This window comes from Thermodesulfobacteriota bacterium (genome assembly GCA_040755095.1).
Classification (GTDB): domain Bacteria; phylum Desulfobacterota; class Desulfobulbia; order Desulfobulbales; family JBFMBH01; genus JBFMBH01.
This window is the reverse complement of the sequence record JBFMBH010000103.1, coordinates 1-17,334: the sequence shown is the minus strand read 5'-3', so window position 1 is coordinate 17,334 and position 17,334 is coordinate 1. Positions and strand designations below refer to the sequence as shown.

Sequence of the window (17,334 nt, the reverse complement as noted above, 5' to 3'; positions counted from 1 at the left end):
ACCGGAGGGGCACCGGCTGGCGGCGGGCCCGCCGAACGACCCGGGGGGCCGCCTGGGGAGGGACGGCCGCCCCGCTTGCGGGGAGGAAGGACGGCGGCCGCGGGAACAGCCGCCGTCCCGGGGGGGCAAAACAGTCCGCTACGGCTGGCTGGCTCCCAGGGCCGCCAAGCCGGTACGGGCGAACTCGATGGATGGGTCCAGATCCAGCGCCAGCTGGAAAAAGCGGACCGCCTCGTCCGTTCTGCCCAGCTCCCGGTAGTTGGCCCCCAGGTTGGCGTAGTCGATGGCCGAGCTGGGGTTGAGCTGGATGGCCCGCTGGAAATTGGCGATGGCGGTCTCGTGCTCCTTGAGCTTGAAGTGGCAGAAGCCCATGAGGTTGTAGAGGTCCTCCCGCTCGGCATCCAGGCGCTCCGCCTGCCGGAGCACCGCGATGGCGCCCCGATAGTCGCCCAGATCCTTGTGGCAGTGCCCCATATACGAATAGATGTAGGGCAGATCCTCGGCCTGCGGTGACAGGGCCAGGGCGCGCTCGAAGTGGTCCAGGGCCTCCTGCGGCTCGCCGGCGGACAGATGGTTGCGGCCCAGGTAGAACTGGACGTAGTAGGAGCGGGGCAGGGCCTCGCCCAGCCGCTCCAGGCGCCGGTTCTGCTCGTCCATCGGCAGGTCCTGCTCGGCCAGGAGCTTGGCGGCAAAAAGGCCGGCATCGCTGGCCCGGGAGCGCTCCCGGAAATGGCAGCCCGGGATGATGGTGTAGAAGGCCGGGATCCCCAGGGCATCGTGCTGGACGTCCACCAGGAACACCTCGAGGCCGATGCGCCCAAGGGCCGCCAGGCAGTTTTCCACCTCCAGCCGCATGTTGGCGTTGCTGGCATCCGCCATGGCATCCAGGCGGATCGAGCCGGCCGGCTCGGTGATGTAGCGCACCTCGTCGAGGCTGGCCGGCTTGGGCAGGCCGGAAGCCACGTAGTTGGCCTCCGTGTCGAAGTCGCCGGCCAGCTGGGCCACCTCGGTCAGGGCCCGCACCAGGGCCTTGGTGGGGCTGGGGGTGGTGCCGGCGGTGAAAACGATCTCGCTCTTGGCCGGGAAGGTGGCCGGGTCGATGGCCAGGGCGCCCACCGTGGGGATGCCGGTGTCCAGGCTGAAGTCGTTCAGATACAGCAGGATGCCGTGGCGGGTGAATTTGAGGATCAGCTCCCGGCACACCGGATCGGTCACCGAGGCCAGGTCGATGGCCGGGGTGTGGATCCGGTCGTGGCTCACCACTGCCGAGACATGGCGCTCGACCACCTCGCAGATGCCCTGCAGGATGGCCTCCTCCACGGAGTTGCCGGCACAGGGGCCGTTGAACTCGTTGATGGCATAAAACCAGCTCCAGGGCACCAGCACCTCCTCCTGACGGCTGAGGTTGGTGGCCCAGGTCCACTGGATGGGAATATCGGCCAGGATCCGCTCCAGAAGAGCCAGGTCGGTGGTGGTGTCATGCACCGACTGGAGAAGAAAGGACAGCTCCATGACCGGCAAACCCTGGGCCTGGAGCTGCGGGTAGGTGGCCACCATGAAGTTGCCGGGGCTCTTCTTGAAGGCGAAGAAGGAAAAGCGCTCGGCCAGCTCCATGCAGGCGGAGGCCTGGGACTGCTCCGGGGTCGAGCCCTTGCCCATCTGCTTTTTGGTGCCGATGATCCGGCGGGCGTCGGCGCCGCAGACGCTGAAGTAGACCGGGATGTCCAGGCGGCCGGAGTCGATGCGCCGGACCTCCCGGAGGATGTCCAGATCCACCCGGGCCAAGGCCTCCCGGAAGCGGACCAGGGTATCGGTGGGCGGGCAGGTCTTGTCCTGGTCGTAGGTGTAGGTCTTGAAGGAATCCTGGAGTCGAATCGGTCGCTTACGCATCGGGCTGCCCCTTGCGGCCGGCTGGCGGCCAAAGAAATTGGCGCACTATGGCCGACTCGGACGCCTTTGTCAAGGACAACCTTATCGTTTTGATAGGGTAGAAAGAAGATTTTTCGGGTGCTCTTCCAGCGAGCCCGGGGCCGGGGGGGAAGAACGAATATCGAATATCGAACAAGGAATGTCCAACCGCCAAAGGGACTGGCAGAACGGATCCGAAACGTCAACGACCGGTCCCTTCGCCCTTCGACATCCTTTGTTGGACATTCTGCGGCTCGTCCCCCAGGAAGGGGTTGAAATAGCCGAAGCGCAGGTGGGGGAAGCGGCGCCGCAGCTCGGCCAGCCAGGCCCGTATCCCCAGGCCCGGGGCGTCGTCCGCCTCGCCCACCGCGGCCAGGTACCAGTCCGGGTCCATGTTGAGGTTGCGGAGCTGGATGAGGTCCGGGGAGAGGTCAGCGATCAGGGCGGAGAGGGCGGCCAGCTCGGCGGGCTGGTCGGAAAAGCCGGGCAGGATGAAGTAGTTGAGGGAGACGAAGCGGCCGGCGGCCTTCATGGTCCGGATGCTGTCCAGGACCTGCCCGAAGTCATAGTCCTGGGGCCGGTAATAGCGCTGGTAGCGGTCCGGGCGGGCGCTGTTCAGGCTCACCCGCAGGGAGTCGAGCCCGGCGGCCGCCAGGCGGGCCACCGCCTCCGGCCGGCTGGCGTTGGAGTTGAGGTTGACGGTGCCCCGGCTGGTGGCCCGGCGGATGGCCTGCACCGAGCCTGCCAGGAGATCGGCCCCCAGGAGCGGCTCGCCCTCGCAGCCCTGGCCGAAGGAGACCACCGGCCGGGACGCTTTTTCCAGATGGGGCAGTGCCACCCCCAGCACCTCGGCCTCGGTGGGGCGGAAGCGGATCCGCTCCTGGGTGGAGGGGCAACAGCCCGCCGGCTGCAGCGAGATGCAGCCCAGGCAGCGGGCGTTGCAGCTCGGCGAGGTGGGCAAAGGCGCCTCCCAGCGGCTGAGAAAAAGGTTCCTGGCGGCCGGGCAGCCATAGGTCAGGCAGCAGTGGCCCAGATGCTGGAGCAGGCGGTTGTCCGGCTCCCGGCTCAGGCGGGATGTGGTGCGCCGGCGGATGAGCGGCAGGTCGAAGCGGTCGGGATCCTGCCTGGGCTCCGGGTCGGAGCGGAAGGCCGCGACCCAGAAGCGGCCGGCATGCCAGCCCACCGCGGTGTAGGCGAACAGGGGCAGGGCCGGCAGCTCCGGCCGCCGAGGGTGCCAGGGGGCGGTGAGGATGGCGGTATGGGCCGGGGCCAGGAAGGCGGCCACGGCCTGCACCGGCTCCCCTGGGACCAGGGGGTCACCGGTCAGGGTCTGGGGCCGGCCGCTGGCCCGGTCCAGGCCCACCGGCAGCCGCTCCGGCAGGGCAAAAAGCTCAGAGCCCGGCGGCAAGGGGATGAGGTCCTGCCGGGCCGGCGCCAGGATCTGGCGGCCGCTGCGGCCAGCCATGGCCAGGTCGGGAGCATCGAGGATCTCGCCCCGGCTGTTGGCGTAAACCAGGGAAGGGGCGGCTGCAGGATGAAGGCCGCCAGCGGCGGGCCGGCGGCGCCGGGTCATGGCCGGATGAAGACAGCCATCAGGCCGCCTCGTCGCTTCGGTGCTGCAACAGGTTGGTCAATCGGATATTCTCCTCGGTGGTCGCCCGCAGGCGGGCGGCCAGCACCTCGGCGAACAGCCGGTAGATGGTGTAGCAGAAGGCGAGGTCCCTCTTCTTCACCTGGCGGTCCACCACCGAGCCGTCCACCCCCAGGATCAGGCTGTTCTTGACGGCCCGGATGGTGGCCGAGCGGGGCGAGCCGTCGATGATGCCCATCTCGCCAAAGAGATCGCCCAGGCGCTGGAGCCGTCCCACCGGCTGCTCGCCCTTGACGATCTCCAGGGCACCGGTGAGCAGAAAATAGACCCAGCAGTCGAACTCGCCCTCCCGGATCACGGTCTCGCCTGGAGCATACTCCCGGAGCCGGGCCACCTCCACCAGCGAGCGCAGGTCCCGGTCCGAGAAGCCGCTGAACCGCTCGATCCGCCGCAGCATCTCGATAATGTGCAGATTCTCCCGGGAGAGAGCGACCTCGCGCATGGCGTCCTCCAGGCGAAGGGGCTGAAACGGCCTCGGCAAGCCACGGACCACTAAAAAGATTTTAGCAAAGGCGCCGGCCCGCTGGCAAGGCTCGATCCGGCGGCCGCCGACCACCAGGCAGACCTATGGCCCGCCCTGCGCTCCTCAATGGCATCTGGTTGTGGATGGTGATCCTGGCCGTGCTGGCCGCTGCCTGGACCGGCCGCATGGAGGCCACCATGCAGGCCTCCTTCGAGTCGGCCAAAGCGGCCGCCAGCCTGGCCCTCAACCTGGTGGGCATCATGGCCCTGTGGCTGGGCCTTATGAAGGTGGCCGAGGCGGGCGGCCTGATGAATGCTGTTGCCCGGGGCCTGCGGCCCCTCATGGTCCGGCTCTTTCCGCAGGTGCCGGCCCAGCACCCGGCCATGGCCGCCATGGTCATGAACCTGGCCGCCAATGTCCTCGGCCTGGGCAACGCCGCTACCCCTCTGGGGATCCGGGCCATGCAGGAGCTGGATCGCCTCAACCCGGCAAAGGGCACCGCCACCGATGCCATGTGCCTGTTTCTGGCCCTGAACACCTCAAGCGTCACCCTCCTGCCCCTGGGGGCGATCGGGGTACGGGCCGCGGCCGGCAGCCGGGATCCTGCCGCCATCCTGGTGCCCACCCTCCTGGCCACGGCTGCCTCCACCCTGGCGGCGGTGCTGGCCGCCAAGATGCTGGCTCGCCTGGCCAGTGGCCGGCCGGGAGTGACGGCCGCTGCGGAGGGCGCCGCCGGTCCTCCGGAGGCCGCGGCCGGCGAGACCCCGGCGGTGGCTGCCGGCCCGGTGCTCCTGCCGCCCGCTGGCTGGCGCCGGCTCACCGCCTGGCTGGCCGTGGCCGGTCTGGCCGCCGCAGCCGGCTACCGGCTGGCCACCGCGAGCGAGCCGGCTGCCTTCGGCCAGGAGCTCCTCTCGTTCTGGCTGGTGCCCCTCATCATGGCCAGCCTCCTCCTCTATGGCTACCTCAAGGGGGTGGCGGTCTACGAAACCGCCTGCCAGGGCGCCCGGGAGGGGTTCGAGGTGGCGGTGCGCATCATCCCCTTCCTGGTGGTGATCCTGGTGGGGATCGGCATGTTCCGGGCCTCCGGGGCCTTCGATCTGCTGGTGGCCGCCCTGGGGCCGCTCCTGGCCCCCATCGGCATGCCGGTGGAGGCCCTGCCCATGGCCCTCATGCGGCCCCTGTCCGGCTCCGGCGCCTTCGCCATCATGAGCGAGGTGGTGGCCCAGGATCCGGACTCCTTCGCCAGCCTGGTGGTGGGCACCATCAACGGCTGCAGCGAGACCACCTTCTATGTCCTGGCGGTCTACTTCGGGGCGGTGGGCGTCAGCCGCCCCCGCTACACGGTGGCGGCCGCCCTGGCCGCGGATCTGGTGGGGGTGGCGGCGGCGCTCGCCGCCTGCCATGTTTTGGCGTGAGCGGGCTGGACGCCATGGACCTGCTGGACGATATGGACCATGAGCCTTGGGTCCATACCGTCCATCCGACAAGGCCCTGCTACTTCGGATTCGGCACCACCAAAAAGCGGCTGTGGCCCTCTCGGATGACGAGCACCAGGATGACCTCCCGGTTGCGGGCCTCGGACAGCAGCCTCTTGTAGCTGGCCAGGTCGGCGACCGGCCGGCGGTTGACCTCAACCACCAGATCCCCCCGCTCGATCCCGGCCTCGGCCGCCGGGCTCCCCGGCTCGACACCAGCCACCACCAAGCCCTCCTGGCCCCGGGGCAGCCCCAGGGAGCGGGCCAGCTCGGGGGTCAGCTCCTGGACCGCCAGGCCCAGGTCCCCGGCTTTGGCCTCGCCGCCGGCCATCCGTTCCTCCTTGAGCTCGCCGATGGTGACCGTCATGGCCTTGCGCTCACCGTCCCGCAGCACCACCAGCTTCGCCCTGGCGCCGATGGCGGTCTGGGCCACCATGGCCGGCAGGGAGGTCATGAGGTCCACCGGCTTGTCCATGAACTCGACGATGACGTCGCCGGCCTTGAGTCCGGCCTCCGCGGCGGGGCTGCCCGGGGACACCTCGGAGATCAGGGCCCCGACCGGCCGCTCCAGGTTGAGGCTCTTGGCCAGCTCCGGGGTCACCTGCTGGATCATCACCCCCAGCCAGCCGCGCACCACCCGGCCGTGCTCCTTGATCTGCTTCATGACATGGGAGGCCATGTTGATGGGGATGGCGAAGCCGATGCCGATGTTGCCGCCGGAGCGGCTGAAGATGGCGGTGTTGATGCCCACCACCCGGCCCTCCATGTCGAAGAGCGGCCCGCCGGAGTTGCCGGGGTTGATGGAGGCATCGGTCTGGATGAAGTCCTCGTAGCGCTCGTTGCCCAGGGTGCGGCCTTTGGCGCTGACGATGCCGGCGGTCACCGTCTGCTCGAAGCCGAAGGGGTTGCCAACCGCCAGGACCCACTCGCCGACCCGGAGCTTGTCCGAATCCCCCAGCGGGGCCACGGGCAGGCTGCGGCCCGCCTTGACCCGGATCACCGCCACGTCGGTCTGGGGATCCCGGCCCACCACCTCGGCCTCCAGGTCATCCTGGGTGCTGAGCTTGACATGGATCTCGTCGGCATCCTCCACCACGTGGTTGTTGGTGAGGATGTAGCCATCCTCGCTGACGATCACCCCCGAGCCCAGGCTGTTGCGCTTCAGCTCCCGATCCGGCTGCCCGCCGTGGCCCTGGGGCGGCACCCCGAAGAAGCGGCGGAACAGCTCGGGCATCTCCTGGTCGTCCCGGAAGAAGAAGTGATACGGGGTATTGGGCACCCGCACCGTCTGGGTGGTGTAGATGTTGACCACGGTGGGGCCCAGGCGCTCGGCCAGATCGGCAAAGGAGTCCGGGGCACCCCGGGCGGCGCTGGGCCGGGCGGTCAGGCCCTGGGCCACAGCCAGGCAGACGACAAGCTGGAGGATCACGGCACAGCGACGGCGGGTAGGCATGGGCTTCTCCTTGTGTGCAGGGACAGGTTCAGAGGCCGCTTGGCGGCCGCGGGCACGAGCGGCTTTTTTTGAGGGACAAAAAAGGTGGGGCCGCCCGGCGGACAGTCCGGACGGCCCCGGGGTGGAACCTGGGAAAGGGTTCCGTTGGGGAGGGGAAGGAAGGAGCGGAAGGGCTCGGGCTTTGGTGCCACGCGCCCTTCCTGTTCCGATAAGACATCCCGGCCAAGGAAAGGTTCCCAAAAAAACGCCGGCCAGAAAGCTAGTCCAGGCGCAGGGCGACGGTGATGGTCTCGCGGGGGCAGCCGAAGGCCGGGTGGAGGGATTCCGGCGGGAAGGCCTTGAGCCCTCCTTCCCCCAGCAGCTGGCGCAGCTCGTGCAGATCGTCCGGCCGCAGGCGGACCAGAAAGAGATCCCGGCGCACCGGCTGCACCTGCCAGCGCCCCTCCAGATAGAGGCGGCTCCGGAGCTCGGAGCGCAGCTGCGGGTCGGCGGTGCCCACCATGAGCACGAGGTCCGGATCCGGCGCCTGGCTGCCGGTAAGCTCGCCGGCCGTTCCGGCAGCGGTGGCGGACCGGGCCAGGGAGAAGCCCGGCATCGGCACGGGCTGCATCGGCACGGGCACGACGCCGACCACCGGTCGGGGCCGGGGACCTCCGGCGTCACCGGTGCTCGGCCTGGCGGTGGCCAGGCGCTCCTGGGCCGGGATGCCCGGCAGGCTCGGGCTCTGAAGAGCCGACTTCAGGGTCACCACAGCCAGAAGGGCCAGCGCAAAGGCGCCGGCGGTCTGGACCAGAAAGTCACCGGTCCAGGGCTGGGCGGGCCAGGTGACCAGCCGCTGCCACCAGGTGCGGCGGGCCATCCGCGCCCGGATGGCGGGCATGAGGTCGGCGGGCGGGGGTGCCATCTCCAGGCTCGCCAACCAGGCCAGGGTCTGCTGGAAGGCCTGCCAATGCTGCTGGCAGTCGTGACAGGCATCGAGATGGCGGCGGACCACGTCCGCCTCGTGGGTGGGCAGCTCCTGGTCCAAGATGGCGGAGAACCTTTCCTGAATCTCGTCGCAGCGCATGGTCAACAGCACACCTTCCCGGCCGGCGGGCTCCCGGCTACATGAATCGTTTCAGCCGGTCTTTCAGGGCCAGCCGTGCCCGGTTGAGCTTGGATTTCACGGTGCCCAGGGGCAAGCCGAGGACCGTGCTGATCTCGTCGTACGCCAGACCCTGGATGTCCCGCAGGAGCAGGATCTCCTTGTCGGCCTCGTTCATGGCCGCAATGGCGTCCAGGACCAGGGCGCGCAGCCGCTGCCGTTCCAGGAGCCGCTCCGGCGAGTCGCCGTGGGCCAGGGTCAGGGGCCGCTCCGGGTCGTCGATGGGCACCGAGTCGTAGAAGCCCCGGCGCCGCAGCTGCCGATAGCGGTTCCGGCAGTGGTTGACCCCCAGCTGATAGAGCCAGGCGGCGAACTTGCTGTCATCCTTCAGGGTGTCCAGGGTCCGGAAGGCGCTGACGAAGATGTCCTGGCTGATGTCCCGGGCCTCCTCGTCGTGCTTGAGGTAGCCCAACGCCAGGTTGTAGATCCGGGTTTGGAACAGGAGCACCAGACGCTCGAAGGCGGCCTGGTCACCGGCTCGGGCCGCAGCCACCAGGGCGGCGATCTCCTCCCGCTCGGGCAGGGCGGGCCGCACCGCCAGGGACACTACAGCGACAAGACAACCTGTCAGAAGGAAAAGTTCCATCGCCGGCCAGGGGAGGAAGAGGAGAGGCAGCAGCGGCAACCGGTGCGGCCCGCCCTCTGGTGCCGGGAATGGGTCGACAACCGGCCAGGGCGTTGGCCAGTCACTGACTTAACCACAAGAAGGGGGCTGAAAACAACAGGTTCCTGTGGCAGGCCCCCCCGAGCCCCTGGGAGGGCGGCTTTATTGCTCGTTGACAGTCCCGGCCCGGGCGGGTATAGATGTTCACTCTTTGAACGCCACGCCTATGGAAAAGGAAGCCCGCACCACCCTGCAGATCCTGGAGATCCTGGAGGCAGACGACCGGGTCAGCCAGCGGGAGCTGGCCCGCCGGCTGTCCGTGTCGCTGGGTCTCGTGAACCAGTTCATGAAGCGGCTGCTCCGGAAGGGCTACTTCAAGATCACCACCCTGCCGGCCAACCGGGTGCGCTACCTTCTCACCCCCAAGGGTCTGGCGGAAAAGGGCCGGCTGACCGCCGACTATCTGCGCTACTCCTTGCAGTTCTTTGCCCAGGCCCGGGGACTGATCCGCGATTCCCTGGCCGCCATGGAGGCGGCAGGGGTGGAGCATTGCATCCTCGCCGGCACCGGCGAGGTGGCGGAGCTGGTCTACCTCTTTCTGCAGGAGACCAGGATCATCCTGGTGGGGGTGGTGGATGACACGGCCAGCGGCAGCAGCTTCTATGGCCGGCCGGTGCGGCCCCTGGCCGAGCTGGGTACGCTGCCGGACGGGGCGGTGCTGGTGGCAAGCCTGGACGGCCGCGCCACCTGGCGCCAGCAGCTGGCTGCGGCCAGCCAGCGGTCGCGGCCGGTGTATTTCCTGATGCGGGGGGACAGCACGGTGGGAGAACAGGACCGGCATGGCCACCACGAACCGGCGGCGTGACATCCTGCGCTGGCTGCTCCTGGCGGTGGCCGCCAGCCAGTTGCTGGTGCTGGCGGTGATTCTCTTTGCACCCGGCCACGGCTTCGATGTCAACGTGGCTGGCCTGCGCCTGAAGGCGCACCGTCCCACCCAGCCGGCCCTCATCCTGGCCGTGGCCATGACCCTGCGCTGGCTGCTGGCCATGGGGGCAAAGGAGGTGGCCCTGGTCCTCGGTTCTGTGGTCTTCTCCCTGGGCCTGGCCGAGGCGGGCTTGCGGATCGTCGATCTGCCGGTGGCCCGCTCGCCGGAGCTGGCCGCCTGGCGGCAGCCGTCGCCGACCCTGGGCTACGGGCTGATCCCGGGCCAGGACGGCCGGGGCTATCTCGGCACCCATATTACCGTCAACGCCAGTGGCCTTCGGGACCACGAGCGGCCCCTGGCCAAGCCGCCCGGGCAGGTGCGGATTCTTGCCATCGGCGATTCTTTCACCTTCGGCTACGGCCTGCCGGCGGACCAGACCCTGAGCAGCATGCTGGAGCAGCTCCTGGCCGCCAACGGCCATGACGCGGATGTCATCAACGCCGGGGTTCCAGGATACAGCTTCTTCCATGCCGCCACCTTTGTCACCACCCAGGGTCTGGCCTATGATCCGGACCTGGTGGTCTACTTCTTTTATTATGATGACATCCAGTACCCCCACACCAGCGCCGATATCGCGGCCCAGTTTGCGGAGATGAAGCGGCTGGACGCCGAGGATCCGGCCCGGTCGCCATCGGGCTTCCGGCCCTTCCTGGGGAATCTGGCCGGCAACGCCCTGTCGGTGGCCAACAACTGGCTGCGTCCCTTCTTGGCCTCGGACTGGGTGCGCAATGTCGAGGCGCGCCGCGACCATGTGGAGCGGTACATGGCCGAGCTGGCCCAGGACAGAAACATCGCCGCCTTCCAGCGCAACCTGGCGGACCTGGCCAGCCGCCTGCAGGCCGAGGGCCGGGGCTTCCTGCTGGTCATCATCCCGGACAGCGTCGAGCTCCACAACCCCCCGGCCCAGCGGACCAGCCGCATGGCTCTGGATACCTGTGGCCGGCTCGGACTCACCTGTCTGGACATGACGCCTTCTTTCGAGGCAGAGTCTGACGCCAATGCCTTGTATCTGTTCCCCTTCGATGCCCACACCAGCGCTCAGGGCAACACCCGCATCGCCAAGGCTGCCTACGAGGCCATGCAGCCGCTGCTGCCGCCGGCTGGACTGGGACGGCCGGAGTGAGCCCCCTGGCAGCCGTTGATTCCGGGCCGGGGCCGTGGCGGGTCGCGACCAGCGATGGGGCGCTGACTCTGCTCATGCTGGCCATGCCCCTGGGCACGACGCCGATCACGGTGGCCGGCTATGGCGTGGTGGCCGTGGCGGTCCTGGCCGGCGACTGGCGGTCCGGCCGCCTTCGCCAGGCCTGGCCCGTGGTGCTGCCGGTGCTGGGGCTGGTGGCTCTGACCCTCTTGGGCCTGCTGGTGGCCGATGAGCCCCGGACCGGTCTCGACTTTGCCCTTAAGGTCCATTACTGGCTGCCCGGTCTGGCCTTGGCGGTGCTGCCGGTGCGACCGGCGGCCCTGGAGCGGGGCGTCCGCGCCCTGGCCCTGGCCCTGGCGGTCAATGCCGCCGCCGGCCTGGCCCAGTGGCAGGGGCTCTTGCCGGTCAAGCAGGCTGGCGAGCTCACCGGCTTTTCGCGCACCTACCTCACGGTAGGGCCCATGTTGGCCCTGGGGGTAGCCTTGATGGCAAGGATCGCGGTCCGGGAGCCGACCACCCGGTCCTGGGCGTGGCCGGCCGCCGGGCTTTTTGCCTTTCATCTCGGGCTCCTGCCCAGCCGGAGCGGCTACTTGGCCCTGCTGGCGCTGGTACCAGTGGTGCTGTTCTCGGTCTTCGACAGTCACCGGCGCCGTCTGGCGCTGGCAGTGGGGCTGGGGCTCGTGGCGCTGGTCGGGCTCAGCCCCACGGTGCAGGACCGGGTCGGCCGGATGGGAGTGGAGATGGCCAGCTACCTGACTCCGAACCCCCGCGGCCTCTCCGGGGGTGATGTCTTTGCCCAGCGGGATCTGGCCGCCATGCGGCCCATCGAGCAGCGGTTGTACATGTGGGAGGGGGCGTGGCGGATCTTCCGCTCCCATCCCCTCCTGGGAGTCGGCACCGGCGGCTATCGCAGCGCCATGCGCGATCTCATGGGTCCGGCGGGCCCGGTGGTGGACCATCCTCACAGCACCTATTTCTACATGGCCGCTTGCCATGGCCTGGTTGGCCTTGGCGCCCTGGGCTGGCTTTTGGCAGCGCTCGTCGTGCGGGGCTGGCGTCAGCGCCAACAGACCGGCGGCTTCCTGGTGCTGGCCGGTACCGTGCTGTGGATGGTGGTGGGTGTGTCGGACACCGCCATCGCCGGAGCTGACTGGCTGCTCTTTCTGGCCTTTCTGGTGGGGTTGGCAGTGCAGCTGTCGGCAGGCGTCGGGGAGTCATCGATGGGCATCGACAGGAGACTGAGCTCATGTTGAACGGCGCGAACGTCCTGGTTACCGGTGGCACCGGATCCTTCGGCAAGAAGTTCGTCCAGATCGTCTTGGACCGATACAGGCCCAAGAAGCTCATCGTGCTCAGCCGGGACGAGTTGAAACAGTTCGAGATGGCCCAGCGTTGGAGCATGCAGAAGTACCCGTGTCTGAGGTACTTTCTGGGAGACGTTCGGGATCGGCAGCGGCTGCTGCGGGCCTTTCACCATGTCGACTACGTCATCCACGCCGCGGCCATCAAGCAGGTGCCGGCCGCCGAGTACAACCCCAGCGAGTGCATCAAGACGAACATCATGGGCGCCATGAACGTCATCGATGCGGCGCTGGAGAACAATGTCAAGAAGGTGGTAGCCTTGTCCACGGACAAGGCCTCCAATCCTGTCAATCTCTACGGCGCCACCAAGCTGTGCTCCGACAAGCTGTTCACCGCCGCCAACGTCTACCGGGGCTCCGACCATGAGACCGTGTTCAGCGTGGTCCGTTACGGCAATGTTCTTGGCTCCCGGGGCTCCGTGGTGCCCTTTTTCAAGGAGAGAGCGCGGATGGGGGCGCTGCCTATCACCGATCCGCGCATGACCCGCTTTTGGATCACCCTTGATCAGGCGGTCCATTTCGTGCTCCGCACCATGGAGCTGGCCAAAGGCGGCGAGATCTTTGTGCCCCGCATTCCCTCCATGAAGATCACAGACCTGGCCACGGCCATTGCCCCCCAGTGCGAGCAGCGGATCGTCGGCATCAGGCCCGGCGAGAAGCTCCACGAGTCGATGATCAGCGAGGATGATGCCCGTAACACCGTGGAGTTCCGGGAGTGCTATGTCATCCAGGCCGATGCTCGCAAGAGGGAGCAGTTGATGATCGATGGCCAGGGCCGGCCCTGCCCCGAGGGCTTCGAGTACACCTCGGCGAACAATGCACAATGGATGGGCGTCGGAGAGCTTCGCGACCTGATCGAGCAGATCGTGGACGACTACTCCATCGAGGGCTCACGCTGGTCCATGGACGATCTGCCTGCTTGAGGCCCCACGTCTGTACGCCATGACCTCGACCAACAAGCGCCTGTTCATCACCGGCATCAGCGGCCTGCTCGGCAATAACCTGGCCCAGGTGCTGAAGACCGAGTACGAGGTCTCGGGCATCTTCCACGAGCACCCGGTGCTCATGGAGGGTGTCCATTGCCGTTGTTGTGACATCCTGGATGAAGACCTCTTGACCAGGATCGTGGCCGAGGCCTGTCCCGATATCGTCATTCACTGCGCTTCCTGGACCGACATCGACCGGTGCGAGCGGGATCCTGCGGGTGCGGCGATGCGGAACGTCCAGGGGACGCGCAACGTCGTCCGGGCGGCGAGCCAGGTCGCCAGCAAGGTCGTGTACATCTCCAGTGACTCGGTCTATTCCGGCGGCAACGGCAGTTACAGCGAGCTTGATCCGCCCCGGCCCCTCAATTGTTACGGTTCCAGCAAGCTAGCCGGAGAACAGGAGGTGCTCCTGGCCCGGGATCCACTCATTCTGCGCACGAACATCTTTGGATGGAATATTCAGGACAAGGCCAGCCTGGGGGAGTGGGTCATCCGGGCGCTTGCCGCTGGTCGCCGGCTGCACGGCTTCAGCGACGTGCGTTTTTCCAGCATCTACACCATGGTCCTGGCGGAGATCCTGGGCGACGCCCTGACGAAAAACTTGGTCGGGTGCTACAACTGCGCCAGCAGCACCGCGATGACGAAATACGCCTTCATCCGGGAGATCGCCCGTGGTTGTGGCCTCGATGACAGGCTCGTCGAGCCGATCTCGGTGGACGACCATTCGTTTGCCGCCCGGCGCTGCAAGGATCTGTCCTTGTCCGTGGACCGAATAGCCCAGGCGCTGTCTCAGTCGATGCCTACCCTCGAGCATTCCATCGCCCGTTTCTGCCTGGACTGGCACGACGGGGTGGCGGAGCGAATCCGACAGGGACAGGGGTTGAGCGGCAAGCTGATCGCCTATGGCCGACAGTCCATCAATGCCCAGGACATCGCATCGGTGGTTGAGGTTTTTTCCTCTACCCACCTCACCCAAGGGCGCAAGATCCCGGAGCTGGAAGCGACTCTGTGTGGCCGAGTCGGGGCCCGGCACGCCGTGGCGGTCAGCTCGGGAACTGCGGCCTTGCACCTCGCCTGCCTGGCAGCTGGAGTGGGGCCAGGGGATGAGGTGGTCACCTCGCCAATCACTTTCGTTGCCTCGGCCAACTGCGCGGCATACTGCGGCGCCCGCCCGGTCTTCGCTGACATCGATCCCCGGACCTACAATCTGGCGCCAGAGCACTTGGCCGCCAGAATCAGCGAAAAGACCAGGGCGGTGATCCCGGTCCATTTTGCGGGCCAGAGCTGCGACATGGCAGCCATTCGCCAGGTGGTGGCCGAGGCCGAGGCGAGGCTCAACCGCCGGATCATGATCATCGAGGATGCCTGCCATGCTCTGGGCTCCCGGTACCGAGACAGCGAGGTCGGATCCTGCCGCTACTCGGACATGGCCGTGATGAGCTTCCACCCGGTCAAGCACATCACTACCGGAGAGGGTGGGGTGGTCTATACCAATGACGACCTTCTCCGGAACGCCCTAGCCAGGCTACGTTCCCATGGCATCACCAACACGCCTGGGGAGCTTTTGAACCGTACGGATGCCTTTCCCGGGGGTGGCATCAGCCGGGGGGACATGAACCCATGGTATTACGAGCAGCAGATGTTGGGCTTCAATTACCGGATCACAGACCTGCAATGTGCCCTCGGCTGCTCGCAGCTGTCTCGACTCGAGTCCTTCCGGAAGCGACGCCGGCAGCTGGTCGATTTCTATAACCAGAGCTTTCAGGGTGTGCCGCATCTGCTCCGGCCCTTCGAGGCCGAGACCTGTGATTCGAATTTTCATCTCTACGTCCTGCTGTTTGATTTTGTCCGCATCGGCCTTGACCGGCGTCAGGTCATCCTGTCCCTCCGGCACCGGGGCATCCAGACCCAGGTCCATTACATTCCGGTACACACCCAGCCCTACTATCGCCAAACCTTCGGGACTGCCTGGGGGGATTGCCCGGAGGCCGAGCAATACTACCGGCAGTGCCTGTCCATCCCCCTGTATCCAGCCATGACCGATGAAGACGCTCGCAAGGTGGTGCGGGAGATCACCACCCTTGTCACCCGAGGCAGGTAGCAGCCCTGCCCAAGCCCTTTTCTGGAGCGGAATATGGTACAGATTGGCAAGAAGGTGATCGGCGATGGCCAGCCCTGTTTCATCACCTTCGAGGCTGGGGCGACCCATGACGGGGTGGAGGCGGCGAAGAGGCTGGCCAGCCTGGCCGCCATGGCCGGCGGCGATGCTGTCAAATTCCAGATCCTGGATCCGGATCGCCTGGTTGCTGACAAGAAGCAGCTCTTCACCTATGAAGTGATGGCGGACCGCAAGACCGGCAGAACCGTGCAGAAGAGCGAGCCTCTGTACGACATCCTGCGTCGGCGGACCCTCAGCCACCAGGAATGGCGCCAGGTGAAGAGCCATTGCGACTCCCTGGGCCTGGCCTTCTTCGCCACCGTCAGCTTCGCGGATGAGATCACCCTTCTGGCGGAGCTGGGCTGCGACTCCATCAAGATTGCCTCCGCCGACGTCAACCATTGGCCCCTCATCCGGGAAGCGGCCGGGACCGGGATGTGTGTGCAGCTCGATACCGGTCATGCCACCATCGGCGAGGTGGAGGCGGCGGTGGACGTGGTCCGCTCCCAGGGCAACGAGAAGATCATCATTCACAACTGTCCGTCCGGGTATCCGGCCCGGCTGGCGAGCATCAACCTGCGCCTCATTCCCACTCTGAAGCGCATATTTTCGTATCCGGTGGCCTTTTCCGACCACACCCCGGGCTGGCACATGGACGTGGCCGCCGTTGCCCTCGGCGCTAACATGGTGGAAAAGACCATCACCGAGGATCGCTCCACAGCCAGCGTCGAGCACCTGTTTTCCCTGGAACCGCACGAGATGCACGCCTTCGTCGAGACGATCCGGGAGGTCGAGATTGGCCTGGGCAGCTGCCGGCGAATCCTGCATCCCGAGGAGCGCGCACGGCGCAAGATGATCCGCCGCAGCATCTACCTGCGGAATCCGGTCCGCCAAGGCCAGCCGTTGACGGAGCAGGAGGTGGATTTCCGGCGGCCCGGCCTGGGCATCACCCCGGACCGTTTCGACAGCCTGGCCGGGTTGCGCTTCCGCCGCGACCTTCCGGCCGGCCACCTTCTGACCCTCGCCGACCTGGAATGAGCGCCATGGAGATGCTGGCGGTTATCCCCGCCCGGGGCGGGTCCAAGCGTCTGCCCCGAAAGAACATCCTCCCGTTCCGCGGCCGGCCGGTCATGGCCTACACCATCGCCGCAGCGCTGGAGGCCGGGTGTTTCCGGAAGGTGCTGGTTTCCACCGAGGATGATGAGATCGCCGCAGTCGGTCGCCAGTATGGCGCCGAGGTGGCCAGGCGGCCGTGGGCGCTCGCCTCGGACACGGCGCGGGTGGTGGATGTCTGCCGCCAGGTGTTGGACGAGGAGAGACGGGCAGGCCGGCGGTACGATGTGCTGTGCTGCCTGTACGCCACCGCCCCCTTGCGCACCGCCCCCGACATCCTGGCCACCGCAGGCCTCTTGATGGAAGGGGAGTGCGAATTCGCCATGGCGGTGACCAGGTACTCGTTCCCGCCGGCCCAGGCCCTGCGGCCGGACAATGCCGGCATCCTGAATCCCGTGTGGCCGGAGCTGGTCCACCAGCAGAGCCAGAACCTGGGGACGTTCCTGGTGGACAACGGCAGCACCTACGCCGTCTTGGTACCCGCTTTTCTGGAGACCGGCACCTTCTACGGCCCCACCCTCAAGGGCCATGTCATGCCCCGCCTCCGGTCGGTGGATATCGACGACGAGGAGGATTTCCAACTGGCCCTGCTTCTGGCGGGACAAGGAGGCTCATGAAGGTCCTGGTGATCGGCTGCGGCTCCATCGGCCGGCGGCATGCCATGAATGCGGCCCGGCTGGCGGCAACAGCGGTGGTGGATAGCGATAGCGGCCTGGCGGCCAGGGTCGCTGCCGAGACCGGTGCCCGCCATTTCGACCGCATCGAGGACGCCCTGGCCTGGGGGCCGGACCGGGTGGTGGTGGCCGTGCCCAACGACCTCCACGTTCCCCTGGCCAGGCGGACGGTGCAAGCGGGCGCCGACGTGCTCATCGAAAAGCCCATCGCCCACGCC

At 67.3% G+C, this 17,334-nt stretch carries 15 protein-coding genes; 9 read left to right on the top strand and 6 right to left on the bottom strand.

Going from position 1 to position 17,334, the window contains the following annotated elements; genetic code table 11:
- Nucleotides 1-138 precede the first annotated feature (138 nt).
- The 3 genes from AB1634_14225 to AB1634_14215 all read right to left on the bottom strand — a co-directional run bounded on the left by AB1634_14225 (nucleotide 139) and on the right by AB1634_14215 (nucleotide 4,001).
- A complete protein-coding gene (locus tag AB1634_14225; protein MEW6220669.1) occupies nucleotides 139-1,890 on the bottom strand; it encodes a YcaO-like family protein in 1,752 nt (583 codons plus the stop codon).
- A 220-nt stretch (nucleotides 1,891-2,110) separates the two neighbouring features.
- Nucleotides 2,111-3,481: a radical SAM protein gene (locus tag AB1634_14220; GenBank protein MEW6220668.1), complete on the bottom strand. Its 1,371-nt coding sequence runs from the start codon at nucleotides 3,479-3,481 to the stop codon at nucleotides 2,111-2,113.
- Nucleotides 3,482-3,500: 19 nt separating this feature from the next.
- On the bottom strand, nucleotides 3,501-4,001 hold the full coding sequence (locus AB1634_14215; protein MEW6220667.1) for a cyclic nucleotide-binding domain-containing protein: 501 nt from the start codon (nucleotides 3,999-4,001) through the stop codon (nucleotides 3,501-3,503).
- Between the two features lie 125 nt (nucleotides 4,002-4,126).
- Here AB1634_14215 and AB1634_14210 point away from each other — a divergent pair, with 125 nt between their 5' ends.
- Nucleotides 4,127-5,437 (top strand): nucleoside recognition domain-containing protein, encoded by a 1,311-nt coding sequence (locus AB1634_14210; protein MEW6220666.1) that lies wholly within the window; start codon nucleotides 4,127-4,129, stop codon nucleotides 5,435-5,437.
- Between the two features lie 79 nt (nucleotides 5,438-5,516).
- On the opposite strand, the gene AB1634_14205 is transcribed toward AB1634_14210, so the two are convergent.
- From AB1634_14205 to AB1634_14195, 3 genes are all read right to left on the bottom strand, one after another.
- Entirely contained in the window at nucleotides 5,517-6,950 is a 1,434-nt protein-coding gene (locus tag AB1634_14205) for a DegQ family serine endoprotease (GenBank protein MEW6220665.1), read from the bottom strand.
- A gap of 259 nt (nucleotides 6,951-7,209) precedes the next feature.
- The gene (locus AB1634_14200; protein ID MEW6220664.1) at nucleotides 7,210-8,016 is read right to left on the bottom strand and encodes a zf-HC2 domain-containing protein; all 807 of its coding nucleotides are present in this window, start codon (nucleotides 8,014-8,016) and stop codon (nucleotides 7,210-7,212) included.
- 37 nt (nucleotides 8,017-8,053) lie between these two features.
- Entirely contained in the window at nucleotides 8,054-8,680 is a 627-nt protein-coding gene (locus AB1634_14195; protein ID MEW6220663.1) for a sigma-70 family RNA polymerase sigma factor, read from the bottom strand.
- Between the two features lie 244 nt (nucleotides 8,681-8,924).
- Here AB1634_14195 and AB1634_14190 point away from each other — a divergent pair, with 244 nt between their 5' ends.
- The 8 genes from AB1634_14190 to AB1634_14155 all read left to right on the top strand — a co-directional run.
- Nucleotides 8,925-9,563, top strand: a complete 639-nt coding sequence (locus AB1634_14190) for a winged helix-turn-helix transcriptional regulator (protein MEW6220662.1) — start codon at nucleotides 8,925-8,927, stop codon at nucleotides 9,561-9,563.
- Complete coding sequence (locus AB1634_14185; protein MEW6220661.1) at nucleotides 9,538-10,806, top strand: GDSL-type esterase/lipase family protein; 1,269 nt, start codon at nucleotides 9,538-9,540, stop codon at nucleotides 10,804-10,806. Before AB1634_14190 ends, AB1634_14185 begins: the two co-directional genes overlap by 26 nt.
- Nucleotides 10,803-12,077, top strand: coding sequence for an O-antigen ligase family protein (locus AB1634_14180; GenBank protein ID MEW6220660.1), 1,275 nt, complete (start codon nucleotides 10,803-10,805; stop codon nucleotides 12,075-12,077). Before AB1634_14185 ends, AB1634_14180 begins: the two co-directional genes overlap by 4 nt.
- Nucleotides 12,071-13,108 (top strand): UDP-N-acetylglucosamine 4,6-dehydratase (inverting), encoded by a 1,038-nt coding sequence (pseB, locus tag AB1634_14175; protein ID MEW6220659.1) that lies wholly within the window; start codon nucleotides 12,071-12,073, stop codon nucleotides 13,106-13,108. Before AB1634_14180 ends, pseB begins: the two co-directional genes overlap by 7 nt.
- A gap of 19 nt (nucleotides 13,109-13,127) precedes the next feature.
- A complete protein-coding gene (pseC, locus tag AB1634_14170; protein MEW6220658.1) occupies nucleotides 13,128-15,272 on the top strand; it encodes a UDP-4-amino-4,6-dideoxy-N-acetyl-beta-L-altrosamine transaminase in 2,145 nt (714 codons plus the stop codon).
- A gap of 33 nt (nucleotides 15,273-15,305) precedes the next feature.
- Nucleotides 15,306-16,367 carry an N-acetylneuraminate synthase family protein gene (locus AB1634_14165; GenBank protein MEW6220657.1) on the top strand — a complete coding sequence of 354 codons (1,062 nt, stop codon included), beginning with the start codon at nucleotides 15,306-15,308 and terminating at the stop codon, nucleotides 16,365-16,367.
- On the top strand, nucleotides 16,364-17,059 hold the full coding sequence (locus AB1634_14160) for an acylneuraminate cytidylyltransferase family protein (GenBank protein ID MEW6220656.1): 696 nt from the start codon (nucleotides 16,364-16,366) through the stop codon (nucleotides 17,057-17,059). Before AB1634_14165 ends, AB1634_14160 begins: the two co-directional genes overlap by 4 nt.
- Nucleotides 17,056-17,334 (top strand): Gfo/Idh/MocA family oxidoreductase (locus tag AB1634_14155; GenBank protein ID MEW6220655.1); only part of this gene is annotated, 279 nt, incomplete at its 3' end. The genes AB1634_14160 and AB1634_14155, both read left to right, overlap by 4 nt.

Excerpts from the sequence above, each read along its gene's own strand:
- AB1634_14160 (MEW6220656.1), top strand. The coding sequence starts at position 16,364 with ATGAGCGCCATGGAGATGCTGGCGGTTATCCCCGCCCGGGGCGGGTCC.
- AB1634_14215 (MEW6220667.1), bottom strand. The coding sequence starts at position 4,001 with ATGCGCGAGGTCGCTCTCTCCCGGGAGAATCTGCACATTATCGAGATG.
- pseB (MEW6220659.1), top strand. The coding sequence starts at position 12,071 with ATGTTGAACGGCGCGAACGTCCTGGTTACCGGTGGCACCGGATCCTTC.
- AB1634_14165 (MEW6220657.1), top strand. The coding sequence starts at position 15,306 with ATGGTACAGATTGGCAAGAAGGTGATCGGCGATGGCCAGCCCTGTTTC.
- AB1634_14225 (MEW6220669.1), bottom strand. The coding sequence starts at position 1,890 with ATGCGTAAGCGACCGATTCGACTCCAGGATTCCTTCAAGACCTACACC.
- AB1634_14200 (MEW6220664.1), bottom strand. The coding sequence starts at position 8,016 with ATGCGCTGCGACGAGATTCAGGAAAGGTTCTCCGCCATCTTGGACCAG.
- AB1634_14210 (MEW6220666.1), top strand. The coding sequence starts at position 4,127 with ATGGCCCGCCCTGCGCTCCTCAATGGCATCTGGTTGTGGATGGTGATC.
- pseC (MEW6220658.1), top strand. The coding sequence starts at position 13,128 with ATGACCTCGACCAACAAGCGCCTGTTCATCACCGGCATCAGCGGCCTG.
- AB1634_14185 (MEW6220661.1), top strand. The coding sequence starts at position 9,538 with ATGGCCACCACGAACCGGCGGCGTGACATCCTGCGCTGGCTGCTCCTG.
- AB1634_14195 (MEW6220663.1), bottom strand. The coding sequence starts at position 8,680 with ATGGAACTTTTCCTTCTGACAGGTTGTCTTGTCGCTGTAGTGTCCCTG.
- AB1634_14220 (MEW6220668.1), bottom strand. The coding sequence starts at position 3,481 with ATGACCCGGCGCCGCCGGCCCGCCGCTGGCGGCCTTCATCCTGCAGCC.
- AB1634_14205 (MEW6220665.1), bottom strand. The coding sequence starts at position 6,950 with ATGCCTACCCGCCGTCGCTGTGCCGTGATCCTCCAGCTTGTCGTCTGC.
- AB1634_14190 (MEW6220662.1), top strand. The coding sequence starts at position 8,925 with ATGGAAAAGGAAGCCCGCACCACCCTGCAGATCCTGGAGATCCTGGAG.